General features: G+C 72.2%; 23 protein-coding genes and 2 pseudogenes. 11 read left to right on the top strand and 14 right to left on the bottom strand.

Features of this window, described 5'->3' with window-relative positions:
- Positions 1-89: 89 nt before the first annotated feature.
- Genes DEP02_RS11915 through efeO form a run of 4 tightly spaced genes read right to left on the bottom strand, consistent with a single transcriptional unit; the run spans position 90 to position 4,403 of the window.
- Positions 90-1,091: an SCO2278 family lipoprotein gene (locus DEP02_RS11915; protein WP_112467314.1), complete on the bottom strand. Its 1,002-nt coding sequence runs from the start codon at positions 1,089-1,091 to the stop codon at positions 90-92.
- The gene (gene efeU, locus DEP02_RS11910) at positions 1,051-1,923 is read right to left on the bottom strand and encodes an iron uptake transporter permease EfeU (protein WP_112467313.1); all 873 of its coding nucleotides are present in this window, start codon (positions 1,921-1,923) and stop codon (positions 1,051-1,053) included. Before efeU ends, DEP02_RS11915 begins: the two co-directional genes overlap by 41 nt.
- Positions 1,924-1,927: 4 nt before the next feature.
- On the bottom strand, positions 1,928-3,202 hold the full coding sequence (gene efeB / locus DEP02_RS11905; RefSeq protein ID WP_112467312.1) for an iron uptake transporter deferrochelatase/peroxidase subunit: 1,275 nt from the start codon (positions 3,200-3,202) through the stop codon (positions 1,928-1,930).
- Between the two features lie 22 nt (positions 3,203-3,224).
- Positions 3,225-4,403 (bottom strand): iron uptake system protein EfeO, encoded by a 1,179-nt coding sequence (gene efeO / locus DEP02_RS11900; protein WP_112467311.1) that lies wholly within the window; start codon positions 4,401-4,403, stop codon positions 3,225-3,227.
- A gap of 303 nt (positions 4,404-4,706) precedes the next feature.
- Between efeO and DEP02_RS11895 the strand changes: the two genes are divergently transcribed.
- Together DEP02_RS11895 and DEP02_RS11890 are read left to right on the top strand one after the other, a co-directional pair.
- Entirely contained in the window at positions 4,707-5,351 is a 645-nt protein-coding gene (locus DEP02_RS11895) for a PhzF family phenazine biosynthesis protein (protein WP_112467310.1), read from the top strand.
- Positions 5,352-5,460: 109 nt separating this feature from the next.
- Positions 5,461-6,435: a phosphotransferase family protein gene (locus DEP02_RS11890; protein ID WP_112467309.1), complete on the top strand. Its 975-nt coding sequence runs from the start codon at positions 5,461-5,463 to the stop codon at positions 6,433-6,435.
- Between the two features lie 173 nt (positions 6,436-6,608).
- On the opposite strand, the pseudogene DEP02_RS34570 reads toward DEP02_RS11890, so the two are convergent.
- The 3 genes and pseudogenes from DEP02_RS34570 to map form a co-directional block, all read right to left on the bottom strand.
- A pseudogene (locus tag DEP02_RS34570) lies at positions 6,609-6,797 on the bottom strand (DUF397 domain-containing protein); the annotation flags it as partial.
- Positions 6,779-7,009: pseudogene (locus DEP02_RS34565) on the bottom strand (biliverdin-producing heme oxygenase); the annotation flags it as partial. The pseudogenes DEP02_RS34565 and DEP02_RS34570, both read right to left, overlap by 19 nt.
- A gap of 115 nt (positions 7,010-7,124) precedes the next feature.
- Positions 7,125-7,982, bottom strand: a complete 858-nt coding sequence (map, locus tag DEP02_RS11875; protein ID WP_112467308.1) for a type I methionyl aminopeptidase — start codon at positions 7,980-7,982, stop codon at positions 7,125-7,127.
- A gap of 56 nt (positions 7,983-8,038) precedes the next feature.
- Here map and DEP02_RS11870 point away from each other — a divergent pair, with 56 nt between their 5' ends.
- Positions 8,039-8,269: a hypothetical protein gene (locus DEP02_RS11870; RefSeq protein ID WP_112467307.1), complete on the top strand. Its 231-nt coding sequence runs from the start codon at positions 8,039-8,041 to the stop codon at positions 8,267-8,269.
- 110 nt (positions 8,270-8,379) lie between these two features.
- On the opposite strand, the gene DEP02_RS11865 is transcribed toward DEP02_RS11870, so the two are convergent.
- Together DEP02_RS11865 and DEP02_RS11860 are read right to left on the bottom strand one after the other, a co-directional pair.
- Positions 8,380-9,717 (bottom strand): MFS transporter, encoded by a 1,338-nt coding sequence (locus DEP02_RS11865; protein ID WP_112467306.1) that lies wholly within the window; start codon positions 9,715-9,717, stop codon positions 8,380-8,382.
- Between the two features lie 60 nt (positions 9,718-9,777).
- Positions 9,778-10,377: a hypothetical protein gene (locus DEP02_RS11860; protein WP_112467305.1), complete on the bottom strand. Its 600-nt coding sequence runs from the start codon at positions 10,375-10,377 to the stop codon at positions 9,778-9,780.
- Between the two features lie 83 nt (positions 10,378-10,460).
- Here DEP02_RS11860 and npdG point away from each other — a divergent pair, with 83 nt between their 5' ends.
- Positions 10,461-11,165 (top strand): NADPH-dependent F420 reductase, encoded by a 705-nt coding sequence (gene npdG, locus DEP02_RS11855; RefSeq protein ID WP_112467304.1) that lies wholly within the window; start codon positions 10,461-10,463, stop codon positions 11,163-11,165.
- Positions 11,166-11,169: 4 nt separating this feature from the next.
- On the top strand, positions 11,170-11,427 hold the full coding sequence (locus tag DEP02_RS11850) for a hypothetical protein (protein WP_198668395.1): 258 nt from the start codon (positions 11,170-11,172) through the stop codon (positions 11,425-11,427).
- Positions 11,428-11,442: 15 nt separating this feature from the next.
- Here the strand turns inward: DEP02_RS11850 and DEP02_RS11845 are convergent, their stop codons facing one another.
- On the bottom strand, positions 11,443-12,243 hold the full coding sequence (locus DEP02_RS11845) for a site-2 protease family protein (RefSeq protein WP_112467302.1): 801 nt from the start codon (positions 12,241-12,243) through the stop codon (positions 11,443-11,445).
- 115 nt (positions 12,244-12,358) lie between these two features.
- Here DEP02_RS11845 and DEP02_RS11840 point away from each other — a divergent pair, with 115 nt between their 5' ends.
- Positions 12,359-12,796 carry a DUF6578 domain-containing protein gene (locus tag DEP02_RS11840; protein WP_112467301.1) on the top strand — a complete coding sequence of 146 codons (438 nt, stop codon included), beginning with the start codon at positions 12,359-12,361 and terminating at the stop codon, positions 12,794-12,796.
- A 14-nt stretch (positions 12,797-12,810) separates the two neighbouring features.
- Positions 12,811-16,311, top strand: a complete 3,501-nt coding sequence (locus DEP02_RS11835) for an AfsR/SARP family transcriptional regulator (protein ID WP_112467300.1) — start codon at positions 12,811-12,813, stop codon at positions 16,309-16,311.
- Positions 16,312-16,334: 23 nt separating this feature from the next.
- Here the strand turns inward: DEP02_RS11835 and DEP02_RS11830 are convergent, their stop codons facing one another.
- The 3 genes from DEP02_RS11830 to panB all read right to left on the bottom strand — a co-directional run bounded on the left by DEP02_RS11830 (position 16,335) and on the right by panB (position 19,253).
- Positions 16,335-17,153, bottom strand: a complete 819-nt coding sequence (locus DEP02_RS11830; protein WP_112467299.1) for an ABC transporter permease — start codon at positions 17,151-17,153, stop codon at positions 16,335-16,337.
- On the bottom strand, positions 17,150-18,166 hold the full coding sequence (locus DEP02_RS11825) for an ATP-binding cassette domain-containing protein (protein WP_112467298.1): 1,017 nt from the start codon (positions 18,164-18,166) through the stop codon (positions 17,150-17,152). Before DEP02_RS11825 ends, DEP02_RS11830 begins: the two co-directional genes overlap by 4 nt.
- A 220-nt stretch (positions 18,167-18,386) precedes the next feature.
- Complete coding sequence (gene panB / locus DEP02_RS11820; RefSeq protein WP_112467297.1) at positions 18,387-19,253, bottom strand: 3-methyl-2-oxobutanoate hydroxymethyltransferase; 867 nt, start codon at positions 19,251-19,253, stop codon at positions 18,387-18,389.
- 188 nt (positions 19,254-19,441) lie between these two features.
- Here panB and DEP02_RS11815 point away from each other — a divergent pair, with 188 nt between their 5' ends.
- The 3 genes from DEP02_RS11815 (at position 19,442) to DEP02_RS11805 (ending at position 23,021) form a co-directional block, all read left to right on the top strand.
- Positions 19,442-21,040 carry an MFS transporter gene (locus DEP02_RS11815; RefSeq protein ID WP_112467296.1) on the top strand — a complete coding sequence of 533 codons (1,599 nt, stop codon included), beginning with the start codon at positions 19,442-19,444 and terminating at the stop codon, positions 21,038-21,040.
- A 124-nt stretch (positions 21,041-21,164) separates the two neighbouring features.
- Entirely contained in the window at positions 21,165-21,791 is a 627-nt protein-coding gene (locus tag DEP02_RS11810) for a TetR/AcrR family transcriptional regulator (RefSeq protein ID WP_438947753.1), read from the top strand.
- Positions 21,792-21,968: 177 nt separating this feature from the next.
- Complete coding sequence (locus DEP02_RS11805) at positions 21,969-23,021, top strand: endonuclease/exonuclease/phosphatase family protein (protein WP_112467294.1); 1,053 nt, start codon at positions 21,969-21,971, stop codon at positions 23,019-23,021.
- A gap of 52 nt (positions 23,022-23,073) precedes the next feature.
- Here the strand turns inward: DEP02_RS11805 and DEP02_RS11800 are convergent, their stop codons facing one another.
- Complete coding sequence (locus DEP02_RS11800; protein ID WP_112467293.1) at positions 23,074-24,828, bottom strand: NAD+ synthase; 1,755 nt, start codon at positions 24,826-24,828, stop codon at positions 23,074-23,076.
- A 136-nt stretch (positions 24,829-24,964) separates the two neighbouring features.
- Here DEP02_RS11800 and DEP02_RS11795 point away from each other — a divergent pair.
- The coding region (locus tag DEP02_RS11795; RefSeq protein WP_157977425.1) for an alpha/beta fold hydrolase at positions 24,965-25,438 on the top strand (474 nt) is incomplete at its 3' end.

Genomic DNA, 25,438 nt, shown 5'->3' with positions numbered 1-25,438 from the left:
CGTCGCGCGCCCGCCCCGCGTCGCGCGCCCGCCCCGCGTCGCGCGCCCGCGCCGATTCCGCCCGCACCCGCGCAGCGGATCCGCCCCCGTCACTCTCCCTGGGCCGACGTGAGTCCCTGGACGCGGGACAGGATCGACACCTGCTGGTCGCCCGTGCCCTTGGGTGGGGCGAGGGCCATCTCGTTGGAGAGGAACTCCATGGTCAGGGACTGCCTGATCTCGCCGGTGGTCAGGGCCTGGACGTTCTTGTTGGGGGTGGGGACGGTGGCGCCCTGGGCGGCGGTCTGCTTCTCGTAGTGGCGGGTGGTGAAGAACACCAGCGCGCCGCCGTCCGCGGTGCGCAGCGCCAGGGGGGCGTACGCGCCGTCCGTCACCGGCTGGTCGATGTACTGCCGGGCCAGCCCCGGCCGGCTCGCGGCCCTGGCGCGCAGTTCGCGCCAGCCGGTGGTGTGCGTGCCCGGGGCGAAGGTGTTCCCGCCGCTCTTCAGGTACGTCGCGTAGGCCTGGCTCAGGTCGCCGGGCGCGACCGCCAGTCCGGCGGCGTTCGCGGGCACGGCCTCCGCCAGCCCGTCCGCGTCCTTCTTGAACTCCGGCACCTTCCCGGGCGCCACCAGCGTCAGGTACGCCACCCGCCACTTCTCGCCGACGTCGTACCGCAGGAACACCATCAGCCAGCGCACGTCCCCGCCCTTGTTGCCCTGGGCGTCGGCGACGAACCAGCGCGGCCAGCCCGCCTTCTTGGGGATCGTGAACTTCGCGTCCGTCAGCGTCAGCGGCGTGTGCGCGGGGTTGCCGCCGGGGTTGTTGGCGCGGCCCGCCTTCAGTCGCGCCGCGTCGATGGCGCCGAGCGCGCCGGTGACGTGGTCCGCGTCCAGGGAGCTGTCGTAGGCCTTGTCGGCCTTGTTGTAGGCCTCGGTGAACTGCTCGAGCGCCTTCGCCGCCTCCGTGGGGGTGGTGGCCGGCAGCACCTCGCGCTCCCCGTGCACCACCACGCACCCGCTCGCCGCCGGCGACAGCACGGTCACCGCGACCGCCGCCGGCGCCCAACGCTCAAGCCTGCGAAGCCTCCGAGGGCCGCGAACCCTGCTCATCAGCTACCGTCACCTTCCCCTTCCCGGAGGCGAACCCTACCGGGGCGAAGAAGAGGACGAGGGTCGGGATCAGGTACAGCAGCCACACCGTGACCTGGAGCACGGTCGGGTCCGGCTGGAAGTTGAACACGCCCTTCAGCAGCGTGCCGTACCAGCTGTCCGGCGGGATCGTGCCGCTGATGTCGAAGGCCAGGTCGTGCAGACCCGGGACCCAGCCGGCCTCCTGCAGGTCGTGGACGCCGTACGCCAGTACGCCCGCCGCGACCACGACCAGCATGGCCCCGGTCCAGGTGAAGAACTTGGAGAGGTTGATCCGCAGCGCGCCCCGGTAGAACAGCCAGCCCAGCAGGACCGCCGTGGCCAGACCCAGCGCCACGCCGACCAGCGGGCGCGGGGTGCCGTCGGAGGCCGCGTGCACGGACGCCCACACGAACAGCGCGGTCTCCAGGCCCTCGCGGCCCACGGCCAGGAACGCGGTGGCGACCAGCGCGCCCGTGCCCAGCGCCAGCGCCGCGTCCAGCTTGCCGTGCAGCTCGGACTTCAGGTGCCGGGCGGTGCGCCGCATCCAGAAGACCATCCAGGTCACCAGGGTCACCGCGAGGATCGACAGTGTCCCGCCGAGCGCCTCCTGCGCCTCGAACGTCAGCTCCTGGGAGCCGAACTCGAGGAGGCTGCCGAAGCCCAGGGCGAGGGCGACCGCGATGCCGATGCCGGTCCAGATCGGCTTCAGGGCGTCCCTGCGGCCGGTCCTGACCAGGTAGGCGATCAGGATGCACACGACGAGGCTGGCCTCCAGCCCCTCGCGCAGACCGATCAGATAGTTGGAGAACACGGGCTCACGCCTCCTCGGACAGCAGCGTGCGGCCCCACCAGTCGTCCGCGTCGCGAACGCCGGGCGGGATCGCGAAGACCGCCGATCCCACGTGTTGGATGTACTCGTTGAGCGCGTCGTGCGCCGCCAGCCTGCGCTGGAGCGGGATGAATCCCTTGCGCGGGTCGCGCTGGTAGGCGAGGAAGAACAGCCCGGCGTCCAGCCGGCCCAGTCCGTCCGTGCCGTCGGTGAAGGAGTAGCCCCGGCGCAGGATCGTGATCCCGCCGTTGCTGTCGGGGTGGGAGAGCCGTACGTGCGCGTCGGGCTTCATCGCCTTCAGGAACGGCTCGTCGTGCTCCTTGGCCCTGCCGACCGGGGCGCCCTCGCCCTTGTCCCGGCCGAAGATGTCCTCCTGCTCCTGCAGCGGAGCCCGGTCCCAGGTCTCGATGTTCATCCGGATGCGCCGGGCGACGAGGTACGAACCCCCGCGCATCCAGGCGTCGTTCGCGCCGCCGTCCCCGCCCCCGTCGCCGTCCCCGACCCACACGAACTTCTTCAGCCGGTCCGTCTCGGTGCCGGCGATGTTCCGTGTCCCGTCCTTGAACCCGAAGAGGTTGCGCGGGGTCTGGGCGTCCGGGGTGGTCGAGGAGGTCTTGCCGAAGCCGAGCTGGGACCAGCGGACGGCGACCTTGCCGAAGCCGATGCGGGCCAGGTTGCGGATCGCGTGCACGGCGACCTGCGGATCGTCCGCGCAGGCCTGGACGCACAGGTCGCCGCCGGTGCGGGAGCGGTCCAGGTTGTCGCCGGGGAACGGGGGCAGGTCGACCAGGGCGGCCGGCCGCTTGTCCCGCAGCCCGAACTTCTCGAACAGCGACGGCCCGAAGCCGATGGTCAGTGTCAGCCGCGAGGGCTTCAGACCCAGCGCCTCGCCGGTGTCGTCGGGCGGTGCCTCGGCGAGCCCGCCGTACGCGCCCTCGCCGACCTCCTGCCCGGCGGTCATCCGGCGTGCGGCGGCCGTCCAGTCCTTCAGCAGCCGCACGAACGCGGCGCGGTCGTCGGTCCTCACGTCGAACGCGGCGAAGTGCAGCCTGTCCTGCACGGGTGTGGCGATGCCGGCCTGGTGGACGCCGTGGAACTCCACGGCGCCGCCCGCCTCCGCTCCGGCCGGGGCCGTGTCGGAGCCGGAGGAGCTGGTCATCGCCACCGCGCCGCCGGCCGTCACCGCGCCGAGCGCGATCCCGGCGCCGCCCCAGCCGATCACCGCGCGGCGGGACGGGCTCCTGCCCTGGGTCTCGGTCATCTCCCGTTTCCCCGCTTCCCGGCTACTTCACAACCGCGGCGGCCAGCTTGGACAGCGGCTCGGCGAGCGCGTTCACCGCGTCCGAGAGCTCCTTGCGCTCGTCCCCGCCGACCTTGTCGTAGGAGATGAACTCGTACGACGCCTTGTTGGCCTTGTCTGCCTTGCCTGCCTTGTCCTGCTTGCCTGTGCGGTACTGGTCCAGCAGCGCGTCGAGCGCGGCGAACTGCTGGTCCAGCTCCTCGGTGAGCGCCGGGTCGTTCTTCTGCGCGACCGGCTTGAGCAGCTCGTACGCCTGCTGGGCGCCCTCGACGTTGCCCTTGAAGTCGACCAGGTCGGTGTGGGAGAAGAACTCCTCCTCGCCGGTGACCTTGCCGGTGGCGACCTCGTCGAGGAGCTCCTTGGCGCCGTTGGCCATGGAGGTCGGGGTGATCTCGGCGGTGCCGACCCGCTGCTGCCAGTCCTTGAGGTCGGTGACGAGCTGGTCGGCGAGCACCTTCTCCTCGGCGCCGACCTCCTTCTCCTGCCACAGGGCCTTCTCCAGCCGGTGCCAGCCGGTCCACTTCTGGCCGGGCTCCAGGTCGGCCTCGCGCAGGTCGACCTTCGGGTCGATGTCGCCGAAGGACTCGGCGACCGGCTCGGTGCGCTCCCAGCCCAGGCGGGAGACGGCGTACGCCTTCTTCGCGGCCTCCACGTCACCGGCCTTGACGGCCTTCACGAACGTCTCGACGAGGGGCAGGGTCTGGTCGGCCTGCTCCTGGACGTACTGGCGGTACGCGGCGACGGCCTGGTCCAGCCGCGGGTTCCGCCGGGCGGCCGAGCCGCCGCCGGTGGCCTTGACCTCCTGGCGGATGCCCTTGCCCTTCATGCCGGGCTTGCAGGCGATCACGTAGTCGCCCGCCTTCACCTCGGCGGTGACCCGCTGCCTGGTGCCGGGGCCGATGTTCTCGCGCTCGGTGACGATCCGGTCGTCGGGGAAGAGGACGTAGACCTCGGTGACCTTCGAGCCCCTGTTCTCGATCGACAGCTCGATGTGCCCGGCCGGGAACTCCTTCTTCGACACCTCGCAGGAGTCGTCCGTCGCGGTCACGTTGATCACGTGGTCGCCGCTGTCGCCGCCGCTCTTCTGCGTGCAGGCCGTCACGGCGGTCAGGGCGGCCACGGTGGCGACGGCGGTGACGACGGAGAGTCGGACGGCTCGCATGCGAGGGCTCCCGGAAGTGGTTCAAAAGTGACGTGACCCCACTCGCTCAGGATGGTGAGGCTTACCTAACTTAACCGAGGCTTACTTGATCGATACACCCGTGGAATGTGATTCAGGTCTCACGGATGGCGTGCGGGAACGATCCGATCGCGGATGGCAAAAACAGCCGCAAAGAACCGGTCACAAAAAAGTCAAGCCGCGCTGCGGGATCACGAGGAGCGCCCCGTCCGCGGATGCGGCAGCACCTCGGCCGCGACCCTGTCGTCCTCGGCCGGTACCGCCCCTCGGTGTTTCAATGCCCACGTGACTGACTACGACGTGCTGCGCGTGTTCTGCGCGGCGAACGGCGGCTACGGCAACGAACTCGGCGTCGTCCGCAACGGCTCGCTCATCCCCGCCCAGGACGACCGCCAGGAGCTGGCCGCCAAGCTCGGCTTCAGCGAGACGGTGTTCGTCGACGACCCCGAGCGCGGGGCGATCGACATCTACACCCCCACCCTGCGCCTGCCCTTCGCCGGCCACCCCTGCGTCGGCACCGCCTGGCTGCTGGACGTCCCGGAACTGGTCACCCCCGCCGGCACGGTCGGCGTCCGCCCGGACGGCGAGTTCACCTGGATCGAGGCGCGCCCGGAGTGGGCCCCACCGCGCACCCTGCGCCAGTACGCCACCGCGGCCGAGGTCGACGCCCTCCCCGTCCCGCCGCCCGGCGAGTGGCTCTATGCCTGGTCCTGGGAGGACGAGGCAGCCGGCCGCATCCGGGCCCGAGCCTTCCCGGGCCGCGACGACGACATCGAGGAGGACGAGGCCACGGGCGCGGCGGCCCTGCTCCTGACCGCCGAACTGGGCCGTGCCCTCAACATCACCCAGGGCATGGGCTCACAGATCCTGACGGCACCCCAGCCGGGGGGCTGGGTGGAGATCGGCGGCAGGGTGATCCTGGAGCGCTGAGAGAGCGTTCGGTCGGAGCACCCAAACCAATCGCCTCCGCGTCGATGCTCCCGTAGGGTGCGCGGGTTGTCGTGGCGGAGAGGCGGTCCGGAACGTGGCACCCAGGGCAGTGACGCGGGAGCGGTTGGCGGGTGCGGCGCGGGTCGCGCTGGGCGGCGGGCGGCGGCTGGAGAGGGTCGAGCGGGTCGCGGGCGGCAGCAAGAAGGGCGTGTACCGCCTGGTGATGGACGACGCGACGACCGCGATCGCCTACCTGTGGGACGACACCGAGAACTACTGGCCGGCGGCCGAGGGCGACGACGACCTCACCGACCCGTTCTCCCCCGGTCTCGGACTCGACCTGTTCGAGGCCGCGCACGCGCGGCTGGACGCGCTCGGCGTCCGTGTCCCGGCGATCCGTCTCGTCGACCGCGACGGCACCCACTGCCCGGCCGACCTCGCCGTCGTCGAGGACCTGCCGGGCGAGAACCTGGAGGTACTGCTCGCCCGGGACCCGCGCGCGGCTGCCCCGGTCATGGCCCGGCTCGGGGAGGCACTGGAGGCGATGCGGCGTCACCGGGCGCCCAGGTACGGCAAGGTGGCCGTGGTCGAGGCAGGAGGAACATCGCGCGGGACGTCGTGTGAGGAGGTGGTTCTGGACCGTGCGCTGCGGGACCTCGCCGAGGCGGCATCGCGTGATCCGCGGATCGCGGGAGCCCGTGACCGGCTGGAGGAGCGGCTGCTGGGCCTGGCGGCGGCGGTGCGGCCGCGCGCGGAGTACGCGGCCGTGCACGGCGAACTGGGACCCGACCACGTGCTGGTGGACCCGGACGGGAACCCCGTGCTGATCGACATCGAGGGCTCGATGTACTTCGACGTCGAGTGGGAGCACGTCTTTCTGCGCATCCGCCTGCACGACGCCTACCGCCCGCTGGAGGCGGCCGGACTGGACGAGCACCGGCTCGCGCTCTACACGCTGGCACAGCGGCTCTCACTGACAGCGGGCCCACTGCGGCTGCTCGACGGCAACTTCCCCGACCGGGCACCCATGGCAGGCATAGCCGAGCACAACCTGAAGAAGACACTGGACCTCGCCCGAGCCTGAACGCCCCTGGCGTCCCGTCTCCCTCGTCCGTTGTGACGTCGGGACCGTTTGAGGGCGCCCGGAGTGGCCCCTGCGTCGCACTCGTCGGGATCACGGGTGTCCAGGGAGGCCGGCTCGCCGAGGAGCTCCCCTGGGCCGCTGGACGCGGTGCGCGGCCCTCGGCGCAGGTGCGTGACGAAGGTGCGCCAGGCGTCGCGGCTGAAGGGGATCACCGTGCCGGTGGGGCGCTTGCTGTCGCGGACGGGGGCGAAGGCGGGGTGGTGGTTGAGGGCGAGTTCGAGGCAGTCGCCCTGCCCGCCGCTGTAGCTGCTCCTGTGCCGTCTCGCCGCGTTGGCGGCAGTTCTGGCCGGGGTTCCGCGCACTCGCGCACCCGGTCGGCGTACGCGCGGGTCGCGGGCAGGGGCGTGAGGGCTGAACGCCACTCGGGGCCTCCCAGGTGTGCCAGGTCCCGCTCCAGCGCGGCCAGCCGGAACAGTTCGGGGCGGATGAACGGCCCCGCGACCGGAGCCGACGCCAGCCGTTCGGCCCCACGCTCCAGTGCCTCGTACACGAACCACAGCTGCTCCGGCAGACGCAGTGGGCACAAAAAGAGCCCGCCCTCCGAAGAGGGCGGGCTCCCGCTGAGGCGAGCGCGGTGCTATGGCAGGGCGTTACGGCAGGGCGCTACGGCAGGGCGCTACGGCAGGGCGCTACGGCAGTGTCAGGATCTCCGCCCCGCTGTCCGTCACCACCAACGTGTGCTCGAACTGGGCGGTGCGCCTGCGGTCCTTGGTGACGACCGTCCAGCCGTCGTCCCAGAGGTCGTACTCGTGGGTGCCCAGCGTCAGCATCGGCTCGATCGTGAAGGTCATCCCCGGCTGCATGACCGTCGTCGCGTGCGGGCTGTCGTAGTGCGGGATGATCAGCCCGGAGTGGAACGACGTGTTGATGCCGTGGCCGGTGAAGTCGCGGACCACGCCGTAGCCGAAGCGCTTCGCGTAGGACTCGATGACCCGGCCGATGACGTTGATCTGCCGGCCCGGGCGGACCGCCTTGATCGCGCGGTTCAGGGCCTCACGGGTGCGCTCGACGAGCAGTCGGCTCTCGTCGTCGACGTCCCCGACGAGGTACGTCGCGTTGTTGTCGCCGTGCACCCCGCCGATGTACGCCGTCACGTCCAGGTTGACGATGTCGCCGTCCCGCAGCTCCGTCGAGTCCGGGATGCCGTGGCAGATCACCTCGTTGACCGACGTGCACAGCGACTTCGGGAAGCCGCGGTAGCCCAGCGTGGAGGGGTAGGCGCCGTGGTCGCACATGAACTCGTGCGCCACCCGGTCCAGCTCGTCCGTGGTCACGCCCGGCGCGATGTGCTTGGCCGCCTCCGCCATCGCCTGCGCGGCGATCCGCCCGGCGGTCCGCATCGCCTCGATCGTCTCCGGCGTCTGCACCTCCGGCCCGGTGTACGGCTTCGGCGCGGACTTGCCGACGTACTCGGGGCGGCGGATGTTTCCGGGCACGGAACGGGGCGGGGACAGCTCCCCGGGGATGAGCAACGACTGGCCAGACATGTTCGCGAGTCTAACGGGGCGATGGGGGAACATGTCCGTGGCGAGAGGAGCTGGTCATGGCCCTGTTCAAAAAGCGGACCGCCGGAAAGCCGGGCGAGTGGTTCTACTGCCTGCAGCACAAGAAGGTCGAGGAGGGACCGGAATGCCCCGCCAAGGACCGGTTCGGTCCCTACGTCTCCCGTGAGGAGGCCCAGCACGCGATGGAGACCGCCCGCGAACGCAACCTCGAGTGGGAGAACGACCCCCGCTGGCACGACGCGCCGGCGGGCGGTACCGAGGAGAGCTGACCGGGCCCGGAAGGCCGGGGAGCCGGAGGCCCGGGGGAACCAGGAGGCCGGGGAGAACCGGAAGTCCGGGGGAACCGGGAGGCCCGGGTGCTGCTCGGGAACCGAGGACACTAAACCGGTTCAGTGTCCTCGGTTTCCGAACGAACGTCTCCCACCCGGCACCGACGCGCCGCGGCGGCGCGCTGTTCGCGCAGCCGCACCGCGTGCTCGTTCGTCCGCGCGTCGTACGTCATCAGCCCCGGCAGGCACAGCGCCAGCACCCCCACCGCACCCGCGCACAGCAGCCCGCCCGACCACACCGACGCCCGCACGCCCCACCACGAGGCGGCCCCGCCCGAGCGGACCTGGCCGAGCTGCGGGCCGACCGAGTAGGACAGCAGCTCGATCCCCGCGAGCCGGCCGCGCAGCGCGTCCGGGATCGTCTGGTTCCACATGACCCCCCGGAAGATCCCGCTCACCATGTCGCAGCCGCCGGCCACGGTCAGGAACAGCAGCACCAGCCACACGTCGCCGACGACACCCGCGGCCGCCACGGCCAGCCCCCACAGCAGCGCCGCCAGCACCACCATCCGCCCGTGCCGGTGCACCCGGGAGGTCCAGCCGCTGGTCAGACTCACCAGCAACGAGCCCAGTGGCAGCGCCGCGTACATCAGACCCAGCGACCACCGCGCGTCCAGCTCGTCCGCGAGGAACGGCAGCACGGCCAGCGGCATCGCGAAGAACATCGCGGCCAGGTCGACCACGTACGTGCCCAGCAGCTCCTTGCGGCTCCAGGCGTACCGGGCACCCTCCGCGATCGCCCGCAGCGACGGCTTCACGGCCTCGTGGGCGGCCGGCTGGGAGGCGATGCGCACGACGAGCACGACCGAGACCGCGAACGTCGCCACGTCCGCCACGTATGCCCAGGCCAGACCCGCGTACGCCACGACCGCCCCCGCCACGGCCGGTCCCGCCACCCCGCCGACCGTCCAGCGCAGGGAGTTGAGCGCAGTGGCCGCCGGAAGGTGCTCATGGGCCACGATCCGCGGCCACAGCGAGTCCATCGCGGGCCGCTGCACAGAGGTCAGGGCGGCGGAGAGCGCGGCGACCACGTACAGCGGCCACACGGCAGGGTGCGGCAGCAGCGCGCCGGCCAGCAGCGCCGCGCTGAGCAGTCCCTGACCGGCCTCCGTCCACAGGATCAGGCGACGCTTGTCCACCGCGTCGGCCAGTGCGCCGCCGTACAGCCCGCACACGATCAGCGGGACCAGCTCCACGGCCCCGAGCGCGCCCACCGCCGCAGCCGAACCGGTCAGCTCCTTCACCTGCACCGGCAGTGCGACGAAGGTGAGGAAGCTCCCGAAGTTCGAGATCAGGCCCGACACCCACAGCCGCCGGAAGTCGCGGGAGGCCCGCCAGGGGGCGAGGTCGGGGAGAAGGGCGCGCGGAGCGGGAGCGTCGTCGGTCACGAGGGGCCATCGTCGGCCGGGGGAGGACGGCGGACAAACGGTTTTCCGTGCGCCGTCCCGCTACCAGCGCGGGGGCGGCGGGGCCGTCAGGTGTTCCGTCAGCCGTGACAGGCGGTCCCGGAAGCGGCCGCGTCCCCGCGGGGACGGCAGCGCGTTCTCCCCGGCCGCCGCGCTCACCAGGTGCTGGACGGTGTCCAGGTCCAGCTCCGAGCCCTCCGGCACCGCCAGCGTCTCGTGCGCCATCGACCCCAGCTCGCCCCCGCCGGAGCCGAGGGCCAGCACCGTCGCCCCGGCCCGCCGGGCCTCGTGCACCCGCTCCAGGAGCGGCGCGGGCTCCTCCGGGGCCACGACGAGCAGCGTCTCACCCCGCCGGGCCGCCTCCAGCCGGCCGAGCCCGACGGAGAGGTGGGCCGGGCCGGAGGGGTGGGCGGCGTGCCGTACGAGCGTCGGGGCCAGCTCCGGGGTGCCCGACCAGGCGGCCTCGTCCACCAGGTGGGCCGCCAGGTGCCAGGGCTCGTACCGCGGTGTGCCCACGAGCAGCAGCCCGCCCCCGTACGACACCACGGACCCCCGCAGCACCCCCGCGAACCGCCGTGTGGCCCCCAGCCACTCGGTCCCGGCGAGCACCTCGCGCAGCAATGCGACCCGTACGGCATCCATACGCGCGCATGCTGCCGCAAACGGAGACCGGTGACTGGGACTTCGGCCCGAATTCGCCCGCACCGGGGACGTAGAGTCGGCCCATGACCTCTAGCGACAGTGCACACAAGGCCGCCGCCAGGGACCCCTGGGACCTTCCCGACGTCTCCGGGCTGGTCGTCGGCGTGCTCGGCGGGACCGGTCCGCAGGGCAAGGGCCTGGCCTACCGGCTCGCCCGGGCCGGACAGAAGGTGATCATCGGTTCCCGGGCCGCCGAGCGGGCGCACGCGGCGGCCGAGGAGATCGGGCACGGCGTCGAGGGCGCCGACAACGCCGAGACCGCCCGCCGCAGCGACATCGTGATCGTCGCCGTGCCCTGGGAGGGACACGGCAAGACCCTCGAGTCCCTGCGCGAGGAACTGGCCGGCAAGCTCGTCGTGGACTGCGTCAACCCGCTCGGCTTCGACAAGAAGGGCGCCTACGCCCTCAAGCCCGAGGAGGGCAGCGCCGCCGAGCAGGCCGCCGCCCTGCTGCCGGACTCACGGGTGACCGCCGCCTTCCACCACCTGTCCGCGGTGCTGCTGCAGGACCGGGAGATCGAGCGGATCGACACCGACGTCATGGTCCTCGGCGAGGAGCGCGCCGACGTGGAGACGGTCCAGGCACTGGCCGGCCGCATCCCCGGCATGCGCGGCATCTTCGCGGGGCGGCTGCGCAACGCCCACCAGGTGGAGTCGCTGGTCGCGAACCTGATCTCGGTCAACCGGCGGTACAAGGCGCACGCGGGGCTCCGCATCACGGACGTATGAGCCGATGGGGGACACTGGTGTCAGAAGTTCCGACGCTTCCAGTGTCCCCCGCAGTCCCCGACAGGAGCCGACCGCCATGCCACGCCTCGCCCTCTACGCCCTGATCGTCTGCCTGCTGTCCACGGCCGCGGCCGTCGTCTCCTTCGTCGAGGGCAGTTGGCTGGGGATCGTGTGGGTGCTGCTGGCGGGTCTGTCGTCCAACATGGCCTGGTACTACGCCCGCCGCGGGCGGATGCGGCAGGACCGGTCCGTCACCGGCTGACGTCACTGGCTGATGTCACCGGCTGACCAGGCAGATCTCGGGGGTGCTCTCCCAGAAGCGGTAGAGCTCCCAGCCGCAGGCCTGGTCGAGGCCGTCGACGCCGAGGTGGCGCAGCAGCGTGTGGACCACGTCGAAGAACACGCCGTTGAGCGCCGGCACCCACAGCAGCGCGAACACGAAGAGCAGGCCGAACGGCGCGAACGGCTCCACCTGGCGCTTGATCCGGTACGACAGCCAGGGCTCGATCACGCCGTAGCCGTCCAGGCCCGGCACCGGCAGGAAGTTCAGGATCGCGGCCGTCACCTGGAGCAGCGCGAGGAAGGCCAGCGCGAACCGGAAGTGGGCGGGCACGCCGTCCAGTGCGTGCAGCCAGAACGGGGCCGTGCACACGGCCGCGAACAGGACGTTCGTCAGCGGTCCCGCCGCCGAGATCAGACTGTGCCGCCAGCGGCCCCGGATCCGGCCGCGCTCGATGAACACGGCACCGCCCGGCAGACCGATCCCGCCCATGATCACGAACAGGACCGGGAGCACGATGCTCAGCAGGGCGTGCGTGTACTTCAGAGGGTTCAGGGTCAGGTAGCCCTTGGCGCCGACCGAGATGTCCCCGCTGTGCAGCGCCGTGCGCGCGTGCGCGTACTCGTGCAGGCACAGCGAGACGATCCAGGCCGCGGTCACGAACAGGAACACCGCCACGCCCGGCTTCTGGGCGTATCCGGTCCAGGTGGCCCAGCCCGTGACCGCGGTGACGGCCAGGATCCCGAGGAAGACGGGACTGATCCGGCGGTCGCTGTGGCGGGTGGTGGCGCTGGTCATGGGGGCGGGCTCCTGCGGGGCGCGTCGGGTGGGGCGGGGTCGACCGTACCGGGCGTACGGAGAACACGGGGAAAACGTCTCGCGCCCGGCCGCCGGTTCCATGGAGGGTGGGGGCATGGCAGTGCGCTGGGTGTTCTACGAGAGCTGGCAGATGGAGTGCTGCGGCACACCGTTCTCGGTGGGGGAGGAAGTGAGCTGGCCACTGGAGCCCGTGGACCCCGAGGACGTGCTGGGCGAGGGCTGCGACGAGGAGGAGTACGGCGGGATGCTGCAGGCCGAGTGGCACAGTGACGGGTGGCCCGAGATCACCGGCCGTGTCCGCGCGATCCAGTTGGTGCACCGGATGTACGAGGAGACCGGACCGGGCTCGCGCACCTTCGGACCCATGCCCGGAGAGGCGTCCCTGGAGAACGTCGACAGCTGCCCGCAATGGTTCGGTCATGGGGAGCCGTCGGCCGGGCCGGGGCCCCGCCGGGAGCGTGTCGCGACCGGAGTCCTCGTCGCCCTGGACGTACCGGGCGCCGCGCCGTTCGAGTCCCGTGACCGGTCGTGAGACCGCCGGAGACAATGGACCCCGTGCGCTGTCGCATCCTCGGTACCACTCAGGCGTTCCGCCCCGACGGCACCCCCGTTCCGGTCGGCGGGGCGCGGCTGCGTGCCCTGTTGACCGTGCTCGCCCTGCGGCCCGGCCGTACGGTGCCGGTGGGCGTCCTGGTCGACGAGGTGTGGGACGGCGGCCCGCCCGCCGACGCCACGGGCGCGCTGCAGGCGCTGGTGGGGCGGCTGCGCCGGGCGCTCGGCGCGGACGTGGTGGTCTCCGCGGAGGGCGGCTACCGGCTCACCGCCGCCGCGGACGACATCGACCTGCACCGTTTCGAACGGCTGGCGGGCGAGGGCCTGCGCGCACTGGCCGACGGCGACCCCGCCAAGGCCGCCGTCGTCCTCGACGACGCCCTCGCCCTGTGGCGCGGCCCCGCCCTCGCCGACCTGCCCGACCGCACCGCCGAGGCGGCCCGCTGGAACACCCGCCACCTGGACGTGCGCCGGGCCCGCCTCACCGCCGCCCTCGCCCTCGGCCACGCCGAGCAGGCTCTGCCCGAGCTGACCGCCCTGTGCGACACCCACCCCCTGGACGAACCCCTCCAGGCCCTCCGCCTGCGCGCCCTGCGCGACGCGGGCCGCACGGCGGAGGCCCTGGCCGCCTACGAGGACGTACGGCGCCTGCTGGCCGACCGGCTGGGCTCGGACCCGGGGCCTGAACTGCGCGGGCTGCACGGGGAGTTGCTGCGGCCGGGCGAGCCGGACGGGCGTGGTTCCGGCACGTCGGCGGGCAGCCGGCGATCCGCCGGTGAGGTGCGCGCGGGCACGGCACCACGGGCCGGGCACGCAGGTGCCGGTGCGGCGCCGTTGCGGGGAGCGCCCGGCGCCCCGGTGGCCTTCTCCGGTCTTTCCGCGGCGGCATCCGTGCCCGGCGCCCCCGCGCATGCCCGCAGCCTCGCCGAAAGTGGGCGGGAGTACCCCGTCGAACCCCCCGAGGCCCCCACCCCCAGGCCCCCCGGCAACCTCCGCGCCCGCCTCACCTCCTTCGTCGGCCGGGAGGCCGACATCGAGGCGATCCGCGCCGACCTCGGGGCCGCGCGGCTGGTGACACTGCTGGGGCCCGGCGGGGCCGGGAAGACGCGGCTGTCGCAGGAGGCGGCGGAGGCCGTGCGGCCGGCGGTGCGGGACGGGGTGTGGCTGGCCGAGCTCGCTCCCGTCGACGACGCCGGCGCCGTGTCCGAGGCCGTGCTCACGGCCGTGGGAGCCCGCGAGACCGTGCTGTACGGCGCCGGGGCCGAGGAGATGCGGGCGGCGGTCGCCGACCGGCACGACGACCCGGTCGAGCGGCTGGTCGAGCACTGCGCACGGCGCCGCATGCTGCTCCTGCTCGACAACTGCGAGCACGTCGTCGACGCGGCGGCCCGCCTCGCCGAGGAACTGCTCGCCCGCTGCCCGCACCTCACCGTGCTGGCCACCAGCCGGGAACCCCTCGGCATACCGGGTGAGGTGCTGCGGCCGGTGGAGCCGCTGCCCGAGCCGGTCGCGCTGCGGCTGCTCGCGGACCGAGGGGCCGCCGTACGGCCCGGTTTCCGCGTCGACGCCGACGACGACACCGCCGCCGCCTGCGCCGAGATCTGCCGGCGCCTGGACGGCCTGCCGCTCGCCATCGAACTCGCCGCCGCCCGGCTGCGGATGCTCACCCCGCGCCAGATCGCCGACCGGCTCGACGACCGCTTCCGCCTGCTCACCTCCGGCAGCCGTACCGTCCTGCCCCGCCAGCAGACCCTGCGGGCCGTCGTCGACTGGTCCTGGGACCTGCTCGACGCGGACGAGCGGGACGTCCTGAGCCGGCTGTCCGTCTTCGCCGGCGGCTGCGACCTCGCCGCCGCCGAGGCCGTGTGCGGACCCGCCGCCTTCGACGCCCTCGCCTCCCTCGTCGACAAGTCCCTCGTGGTGGCCGCCCCCGCCGACGGCGGCGAGATGCGCTACCGGCTCCTGGAGACCGTCGCCGAGTACGCCGCCGAACGGCTCGACGAGGCCGGCGTCCGCACGGAGACCGAGCGCGCCCACCTGACGTACTACCGCGAACTGGCCCGCACCACCGACCCGTTGCTGCGCGGACCCGGCCAGCGCGCCGCGATCGGGACGTTCGAGCGGGAGTACGAGAACCTGCGCACCGCCCTGCGCCACGCCGTCGCCGCACACGACGAGCAGGAGGGGCTGTGCCTGGTCCTGTCGCTCGCCGGGTACTGGCACCTGCGCGACGTACGCATCGAGGCCCGCACCTGGTGCGCCGAGGTCATGGCGCTCGGCCCCGACCCCTTCACCGAGCCGGTCCGGCGCGCCGCCCCGGCACGGCAGCGGTGCACGGACGCCCCGCCGCCGATGACCGGCGAAATCCTCGCCGAGGCCCGCCGCGGCCTGCACCTCCTCCATCTCGCCTGCATGGACACCGAGTTGGACGCCTGGCAGTCCCCGCAGGCGCAACGCAAGCTGCGCGTCATCACCGAGGTCTACGAGCCGGGCATGCCGCAGGTCTGCCGCAACCCCGGCATGCTCTGGATGTACGCGGTGATGCTGACCGGCGACGTCGAGCGCCTGCGCGAGGTCAGCGACGCCGCCGTACGCACCTGCCGCAGCGAACCGGGATTCGAGTGGGAGCTCGCCCACGCCCTCCAGTGGCGTGCCAACCTGCTGGCCAACCGCACCGACTCGGCCGGGAACGCGGGCCGGGACGCCGACGAGTCGCTGGAGATCTTCCGCCGCCTCGGGGACGCCTGGGGCACCGCCGAGGCGCTCTCCGCGCGCGCGGAGGCCCACGAGCGCACCGGCGCCCACCTGGCGGCCGCCGCCGACTACCGCGCGGCCATCGAGCACGCCGAACGCCTCGGCGCCCACGCCCAGATCGCCGTCCTCAACGTCCGCCTCGGCGGCGTCCTGCTGGAGACGGGCGAGGCCGAACAGGGCGAACGGATGCTGCGCGAGGCCATCGAGCAGAGCGACGGCGGCCACAACGAGGCCATGCCCGCCGCCCGGATCTTCCTCGCCGGCCGGCTCGGCATGACTGGTCGCCTCCCCGAGGCACGCGAACAACTACGGCTGCTGCGCGAGGAGTTCAGCATCGCGCACTTCGTCGTCTTCGACTCCTTCATCCTCGGCGCGGAGGCCTGGGTGGACGCGGCCGACGGCCACCACGAGGACGCCCTGGACAAGACCCGCCGGGCACTGGAGCAGGCACAGAACCCGCTGTCCCAGGCCATCGCACCCCATATGCGCTCGACGCACCTGACCATCGGCGCCCTGGCCCTCGCCGGCGTGGACGGCGGACGCCGCACCCGGGACGCCGCCCGCTGCCTCGGCGCCGCCGACGCCCTGCTGCCGCCGCGGCACGTCCCTTCCTGCCTGGAACGCCACGTCCGGGACCAGGCGCTCGCCCGCACGCGGTCCGTGCTCGGCGAGGAGGCGTACGAGGCCGCGTACGCGGAGGGCGGCGGCCTCACCCCGCAGGAGGCCGCCGCCCTGCTCTGACACACCCGGCCGGAGCCGTACGGTCAGGTCTTGGTACGGAACTTGTGGATCGCGACCGGCGCCATCACCGCCGTGATCCCCGCCGACCAGGCCAGCGTCATCCACAGACCGTGCGCGACCGGGCCGTGCGTCATCAGCCCGCGCGCGGCGTCCGCGAGGGTGGACAGCGGGTTGTACTCGGTGAACCTCCGCAGCCAGCCCGGCATCGTCCCGGGCGGCGCGAAGATGGACGAGCCGAACTGCAGCGGCATCAGCACCAGGAAGCCCATCGCCTGCACGGACTGCGCGTTCCTCATCACCACGCCGAGTGTGAGGAACACCCACATCAGCGCCGAGCCGAACACCGCGGACAGCCCCACGGCGGCGAACAGGCCGGGCCAGTTCTCGATGTCGAAGCCGACGAGCACGCCGACGACCATGAGGATCGTCGTCGCGATGAGCATCCGCAGCAGCTCGACGGAGATCTTGGCGAACAGCACCGAGCCGCGCCCGATCGGCAGGGACCGGAAGCGGTCCATGACACCGGAGTTGAAGTCCTGGTTGAAGCCGGTGCCCACGCTCTGGGCCAGGTTCATCCCCATCATGGCCATCAGGCCGGGCACGATGTACTGCACGTACTGCTCCCGCCCGCCGCCCAGGGACTGCCCGATCGAGCCGCCGAAGACGTACACGAACAGCAGCGTGAAGATCACCGGGAACAGGATCGCGTCGAACATCGACTCGGGGTCCTGGCGGATCCACAGCAGGTTGCGGCGGACCAGCGCGCCGGTGTGCCGCACATGGGCGCGCAGCGGGATCCGGGCGTCGGCCTTGATGCCGGTGGAAAACGTGGCGGCGCTCATACGGCGGCGACCTCCTCGCGGGAGTCGGCGGGCCGGGCGTCCCGCGGGGCACTGGCACGGTGGCCGGTGAGGGACAGGAACACCTCGTCCAGGCTGGGCAGTTCGGTGGTGATGGAGGAGATCGTGATGCCGTGCGCGGTGACCGCGCCGACCACGGCGGTCAGCTGCTCGTCGCTGAGGACCGGCACCAGCAGGGAGCCGGTCCCGGTGTCCACGGTCGTCGTGGCGAGCCCGGTGATGCCCAGCTCGTCGAGCACCCCGGCCAGCGGGCGCAGCTGAAGGGGATCGGCCGGCTGCACGCGCAGGGTGCGCCCACCGACCTTCGCCTTGAGTTCCTCGACGGCCCCGTTCGCGATGACCTTGCCGCGGTCCACGACGGTCAGCTCGGAGGCCAGTTGCTCGGCCTCCTCCATGTACTGGGTGGTCAGCAGGACGGTGACCCCGTCCCCGACCATCGACTTGACCTCGTCCCACACCTCGTTGCGGGTACGGGGGTCGAGTCCCGTGGTCGGCTCGTCCAGGTAGAGGACGGCGGGCCGCCCGATCATCGAGGCGGCCAGGTCCAGCCGCCGCCGCATACCGCCGGAGTACGTACGGGCCGGGCGCCGCGCGGCCTCGGTGAGCGAGAACCGCTCCAGCAGTTCGTCGGCGCGGGCGCGGGCCTCCTTGCGGGGCAGGTCGAGCAGCCGGCCGATCAGGTACAGGTTCTCCCAGCCGGGCAGCTTCTCGTCGACGGAGGCGTACTGCCCGGTCAGCCCGATCACCCGGCGCAGCTGCCGGGGCTGCCGTACGACGTCGTAGCCGGCGACGGTGGCCTGGCCGGCGTCCGGGGCCAGCAGGGTGGACAGGATGCGCACGAGCGTGGTCTTGCCGGCCCCGTTCGGTCCGAGCACCCCCATCACGGTGCCCTCGCGCACCTCCAGATCCACCCCGTCCAGCGCCCTGGTCTCGCCGTAGTGCTTGACCAGCCCCCGCACGGTCACGGCACTGGGTTTCGTGTTGTTCAGCGTCATGCCAGGAACGGTGCCGGCCCCCACCGACAAACCACCGACAGGCAACCGACAGCACCGACACATCCCCGACGAGCACCGCAACCGTCAATTGAGGAACCACGACGGCGAGCCACCACCTCCGCGAGAGCGGCGCCGGCTCAGGCGCAAAAAGGGCAGCAGCCCCGCCGACGGGGGAAGATCGGCGGGGCTGCCCTGGTGCCGCGATGGCTCGGACCGGAGGTCAGTGCACCGAGTGCTCCTCCAGCGGGAACGTCCCCCCCACCACATCCTCCGCGAACGCCTTGGCCGCATCGCCCATGACCGTCCGCAGATCCGCGTACTTCTTGACGAACTTCGGCACCCGCCCGCCCGTCAGCCCCAGCATGTCGGTCCACACCAGGACCTGCGCGTCCGTCTCCGGACCGGCGCCGATGCCGACGGTCGGGATGTGCAGTGCCCGCGTCACCTCCGCCGCCAGCTCCGCCGGCACCAGCTCCAGCACGACCGCGAACGCCCCCGCGTCCTGCACGGACTTCGCATCCCGCAGCAGCTGTGCCGCCGCCTCCTCGCCGCGTCCCTGGACGCGGTAGCCCATGGCGTTGACGGACTGCGGGGTCAGACCGATGTGGGCCATGACCGGGATGCCGGACTCCACCAGGAGCCGGATCTGCTCGTGCGACCGCTCGCCGCCCTCCAGCTTCACGGCGCCGACACCCGCCCCCTTCACCAGCCGGGTCGCCGAGCGCAGCGCCTGCACAGGGCCCTCCTGGTAGGAGCCGAAGGGGAGGTCGCCGACGATCAGGGCGCGGCGCGTGCCCCGTACGACCGCGGCGGACAGCATGGTCATCTCGTCGAGGGTGACGGGCACGGTCGTGTCGTACCCGAGGTGGCAGTTGCCCGCGGAGTCGCCCACCAGCATCACCGGGATGCCGGCCTCGTCGAAGACGGAGGCGGTCATGGCGTCGTAGGCGGTGAGCATGGGCCACTTCTCGCCGCGTTCCTTGGCGAGAGCGATGTCACGGACGGTGATGCGGCGAGTGCCCTTGCCTCCGTACAGCGCTTTGCTGCTGTCGGAGGGCTTCGTCTGGGCAGCCGAAAGCTGCGTCATGGCAACGGCTCCTTCAGTCATCTCGAGGCGCCCTGACAGCGTCCCCGGATCCCTCCCATGGTGGCACCTCGTGGCAGTTCGAGCCAGGGGGCGCTCGTGTGCGCAACGTCTCGGTAAGGGACGTAAGATCTGGGTAAAGAATTCCGATACGAGACGGTCTCGTATCGGAAGCGTTCTAGGCTCGCACCATGACTACTCCTGCCGACAACGCCGGTAGCGGCTCCCGGATTCCGGAAGCGGTGCACCGCCGCCGCTGGGCGATCCTCGGCGTGCTGATGCTGAGCCTGCTGATAGTGGTGCTCGACAACTCGATCCTGAACGTCGCCATCAAGACGATCTCCACCCCGGCCCCGACCGGGCTGGGCGCGACGCAGAGCGAGCTGGAGTGGGCGATCAACGCCTACACGCTGGTCTTCGCGGGTCTGCTGTTCACCGCCGGGCTCATCGGTGACCGCATCGGCCGCAAGAAGGTCCTGCTGGCCGGTCTCGTGGTGTTCGGGCTCGGGTCCGCACTGGCCGCAGAGTCCGGCTCGCCGGGCGAACTCATCGCCTACCGCGCCCTGATGGCCCTCGGTGCCGCCTTCGTCATGCCGGCCACCCTCGCCGTCCTCATGAACGTCTTCGAGCGCGAGGAGCAGCCCAAGGCCATCGGCATCTGGGCCGGCGGCGTGGGTCTGGCCATCGCCATCGGCCCGATCACCGGCGGTCTGCTGCTCGAGCACTTCTGGTGGGGCTCGGTGTTCTTCGTCAACGTGCCCATCGTGATCGTCGCGGTGGCGCTGATGGTGTGGCTGGTGCCCGACTCCCGCGACCCGCGGCCCGGCCGCGTCGACCCGGTCGGCGTCGTGCTGTCGGTGGTCGGCCTGGTCCTGCTCGTCTACGGCATCATCAAGGGCGGCGAGCTCGCCGACTTCACGAACCCCACCGTGCTGTCGACGATCGTGGCGGGCCTGGTGGTCCTCGTGGTCTTCGTGTGGTTCGAAAAGCGCAGCAGCCACCCGTCCCTGGACGTCACCTACTTCAGGAACAAGGTCTTCTCGGCCGCCATGGCCGCCATCGCGCTGGTGTTCTTCGCGCTGATGGGCGTGACGTTCTTCTCGGTGTTCTACCTGCAGAGCGTGCGCGGCTACACGCCGCTCCAGTCCGGTCTGCTGATGCTGCCGCTGGCCGTCGCGCAGATGATCTTCGCGCCGCGGGCCCGGCTGGTCGTCGACCGCTTCGGCAACAAGGCCACCACCACGGCCGGTCTGCTCCTGCTCGCCGCCATGCTGGCCGCCTTCGCCGGCTTCGAGGCCGACACGCCGATCTGGGTGCTGGAGGCCGTCTTCTTCCTCATGGGCACCGGCATGGCGCACATCATGACGCCGACCAGCGTCGTCATCATGCAGGCCCTGCCCCGGGAGAAGGCCGGCTCGGCCTCCGCGCTGAGCAACACCTTCCGCCAGGTCGGCGGCGCGCTCGGCATCGCCGTGCTCGGCTCGGTGCTCTCGGCGGCGTACCGCAGCGACATCGAGGACAAGCTCGTCCTGCTCCCGGCCGGAGTGCGCGACAAGGCCGGCGAGTCCATCGAGGCCACCCTCGGCATCGCCGCCAGGCTCGGCCCGCGCGGTGACGCCCTGGTGGGCCCGGCCAACGACGCCTTCCTGCACGCCATGCACGTCACCGCGCTGTGCGGCACCGTGGTCGCGGTCATCGGCGCGGTCGTGGTGGCCGTGTTCCTGCCGGGCAGGCCGTCCGGGCCCCGGAAGGGCCAGGAGGAGCAGGAGTTGGTGGCGGCGGTGGAGTAGGCCGGGGAGTGGCCGAGGGCGGCAGAAGGACGGCAGAAGGGCGGCCGGGGCGGCCGGGGCGGGGGTGGCCGGTGGCAGCCGGGGGGATAGGACAATCTTCCGGTACGACGAAAGGATGGCCCACGTGAGCCTTGCCGACCGCCACGCCGCTCCCGACGCCCCCGTACGGGGCCGCCCCCGGAGCGAGGCGTTGGAGCGCGCCATCGTCGAGGGCGTGATGAAGCTCCTGGAGGACGGCGTGCCGCTCGCCGAACTCTCCGTGGAGCGCATCGCCCGCACCGCGGGCGTCGGCAAGGCCACCATCTACCGCCGCTGGAGCGGCAAGGAGGAGCTGTTCGCCGACGTCGTACGCACCGCCGAGCCGCCCGACCCGGAACTGCCCGGCACCTCCATGCGCGACGACCTCGTGGCGATCCTCGAACAACTGCGCAGGCGCGGACTGGTCAGCCGCTCCTCCGCCATCCTGCACAACGTCTACGCCCAGATGAAGAGCAGCCCGAAGCTCTGGTCCGCCTACCACGCGACCGTCGTCGAGCCGCGGCGCAGGCTCCAGACCGAGGTCCTGCGCCGCGGGCAGCGCAACGGGGAACTGCGCGAGGACATCGACATCGAGGTGCTCAGCGACATCATCGTCGGCCCCATGCTGGTGCGCGCCGTGATGCACCCCGACGCCGAGCTGCCCGAGGGGCTGTCGGAACAGATCGTGGACGCGGTGCTGGAGGGGCTACGGCCCGTCAGTTCCCCGTCCTAATGTGCGCGTTTCGTCACAGACCCGGCTCCGGGAGCCCTCCCAGGAACTCAGCGCGCCGACTCGTTCGTCCTCGTGCCAGTACGGCCGTCCAAGGGCGGCAGGAACGACACCGCTCATCCCCTAGGGTCGTAGGGCACGGGGGTGAACGGTGTGCACGGCAGGCAGTGAGGCGACGATATGGCGCAGCAGGCGTACGTGACGGAAACGGTTGACGGCGGCTCGGGGGACGAGCGCCGGGGAGAACCGCTCCGGCGCACGACGCACCGCTTCCTGGACGGTTGGCGCGGTGACCCGCGGATCTGGCGCCGGGGCGTCCTGCTCGCCGCGCTCGCGGTGGTCCTGGCCCTGGTGATGGCGCTGCACGCGCGCATCCCCAACCGGATCGGCAACCTCGGCAGTCTCACCGAGACCTTCCTGCCCTGGGCGGGCCTGCTCGTCCCGGTGCTGCTGGTCCTCGCCCTGCTGCGCAGGTCGGCGACCGCGCTGATCGCGGTGCTGCTGCCCGCCGCCGTCTGGCTGCACCTGTTCGGCGGGCTGCTCACCGACAAGGCCGGCACCGGCGGCGACCTGACGGTCGCCACGCACAACGTCAACGCCGACAACCCCGACCCGTCCGGCACCGCCCGGGAGGTGGCCGCCGCCGGCGCCGACGTGCTCGCCCTGGAGGAGCTGAAGGCCTCCGCGGTCCCCGTCTACCAGCGGGCACTCGCCCCGACGTACAGGTACCACTCGGTGGAGGGCACCGTCGGGCTGTGGAGCAAGTACCCGATCAGCCGGGTGCGGGCCGTCGACATCAAGCTCGGCTGGACGCGCGCCCTGCGCGCCACGGTGACCACCCCCGAGGGGCCCGTGGCGGTGTACGTCGCCCACATGCCGTCGGTGCGGGTGAAGATGAACGCCGGCTTCACCGCCCAGCAGCGCGACCAGAGCGCGGACGCGCTGGGAGAGGCGATCGCCGACGAGCAGCTGCCCCGGGTGGTCCTGCTCGGCGACCTCAACGGCACGATGAACGACCGCTCCCTCAACGCCGTCACCTCCCAGATGCGCTCCACGCAGGGCGCGGTGGGCAACGGGTTCGGGTTCAGCTGGCCGGCGTCGTTCCCGATGGCCCGGATCGACCAGATCATGGTCAGGGGAGTGGAGCCGGTCAGCTCCTGGACGCTGCCGCGCACGGGCAGCGACCACCTGCCCGTGGCGGCACGCGTGAAGCTGTCCGCCGACGGCTCCTGACCGGTCGGGCGACCGGTCGGGAAACCGGTGGGGCGACCGGCGGGGCGACCGGTCAGGCGGTCTCCCGCCAGCCGTTGGTGATCGGCAGCCTGCGGTCCTTGCCGAAGCCCTTCGCCGAGATCTTGGTGCCCGGCGGGTACTGGTTGCGCTTGTACTCGGCCCGGTCGACCATCCGCAGCGTCCTGGTGACCAGCTCCCGGTCGTATCCGGCCGCGACGATCACGTCCGCGCCCTTGTCCCGGTCGACGTAGAGCTCGAGGATCGCGTCCAGCACCGGATAGTCCGGGAGGGAGTCGGTGTCGACCTGGCCGGGGCGCAGCTCCGCGCTCGGCGGCTTGGTGATGGAGTTCTCCGGGATCGGCGGGGTCTCGCCCCGCTCGGCGGCGGACCGGTTGCGCCACTCGGCCAGACGGAAGACCGACGTCTTGTACACGTCCTTGATCGGGCCGTACGCGCCCACCGAGTCGCCGTACAGCGTCGAGTAGCCCACCGCCAGCTCCGACTTGTTGCCGGGCGCCAGCACGATGTGGCCCTCCTGGTTGGAGACCGCCATCAGCAGCGTGCCGCGCAGCCGGGGCTGCAGGTTCTCCTCCGCCAGGCCCGTCAGGCCCAGGGAGTCCATGTACGTGTCGAACATCGGCGCGATCGAGAGCGTACGGAAGTTCAGGCCGGTGCGCCGGGCCAGCTCGGCCGCGTCGTCCCCGGAGTGCTCCGAGGAGTACTTGGACGGCATGGCGATGCCGTAGACGTTCTCGGCGCCCACCGCGTCGCAGGCGATCGCCGCGACGAGCGCGGAGTCGATACCGCCGGACAGGCCGATCAGGACCGACCGGAAACCGTTCTTGCGGACGTACGCGCGCAGGCCCACGACCAGCGCCGTGTAGACCTCCTCGTCGTCGTCCATGCGCTCGGCGCACCCGGCGGCCGGCGCGGGCTCGTACGCCGGCAGCGGCTCCTCGGACAGCACCACGCGTTCGACGCGCAGACCGTCGTCGACCACTCCTGTCAGCGCGTCCGCCGCTGCGGCCGGCAGCTCCAGGTCCAGCACCATCAGGTGCTCGGCGAACTGCGGCGCCCGCGCGACCACCTCGCCGTCCGGGGCGACCACGATCGAGTCGCCGTCGAAGACCAGCTCGTCCTGCCCGCCGGTCATGGCGAGGTAGGCGAGGGTGCAGCCGGCCTCCTGGGCCCGCTTGCGGACCAGCTCCAGGCGGGTGTCGTCCTTCAGCCGCTCGTACGGCGAGGCGTTGACGGAGACCAGCAGCCCGGCGCCCGCGCTGCGCGCGGCCGGCACCCGGCCGCCGTCCTGCCACAGGTCCTCGCAGATGGCGAGCGCGACGTCGACGCCGTGCACCCGCAGCACCGGCATGGTGTCACCGGGCACGAAGTAGCGGAACTCGTCGAAGACGCCGTAGTTCGGCAGGTGGTGCTTGGCGAAGGTCAGCACCACCTCGCCGCGGTGCAGCACCGCCGCCGCGTTCTGCGGAGCCCCGGCCGGCATGCCGTACTTCGGCTGGGCGGTCTCACAGCGGTCGAGGTAGCCGACGAGCACCGGCAGCTCCCCGAGACCCTCCTCGGCGAGCCGGGCGGCCAGGGCGCGCAGCGCGGCGCGGGACGCCTCCACGAAGGACGACCTGAGGGCCAGGTCCTCCACGGGGTACCCGGTCAGCGCCATCTCCGGGAACACCGCGAGATGTGCTCCCCGCTCGGCGGAGTCCCGGGTCCAGCGGACGATCGTGTCGGTGTTCCCGGCGAGGTCTCCGACGCGCGAGTCGATCTGGTTCAGGGCGAGACGTAGTTGAGGCACGCGCCCAGTGTAATCGTCAGAGCGACGCGATGGGGTGGGGTGGGGCGTGTGGGCCGCAGCGCGCGTCGGCGCGCGCGAGCGGGCCATGATGCTCTTACGGAAGCACAGGGGAGACGGAAGCACAGGGGAGGCGGCCATGACCTTCGTCGGGATCGACGGCGTCGTCCACCACGCCGTCGTCGACGGCGAGGGGCCGCTCTGCGTCCTCAGCCCCGGGCTCGGGATGTGCTGGTTCGACTGGGACCCCGTCGTCGCCCTGCTCGCCCCGCACCGCACGGTCGTCCGTTTCGACCGCCCCGGACTCGGCCTCAGCGGGCACACGCGCGCGTGGCCGACGCTCGCCGGGGAGGCACGGCGCATCGCGGCCGTTCTGGACGTGCTCGGTCTCGACGGGCCCGCCACGGTGGTGGGGCACTCGCTCGCCGGGTTCCACGCGGAGGCCTTCGCCCGGCTGTTCCCCACGCGGGCGGCCGGGCTCGTGCTCGTCGACTCCAGCGTCGAGGAGGACCCCCGTCCCCGCAGGGCGCGCGCGGCACGGAACGCCGCCACGCGCGCGTGCGCCACGCTGGCGAGTGCGGCCGGGCTGCCGCGCGTGGCGGGGCCCTCGCTG

The organism is Streptomyces triticisoli (genome assembly GCF_003270085.1).
In the GTDB taxonomy this organism is placed as follows: Bacteria; Actinomycetota; Actinomycetes; order Streptomycetales; family Streptomycetaceae; genus Streptomyces; species Streptomyces triticisoli.
This window is presented reverse-complemented; position numbering and strand designations above follow the sequence as displayed.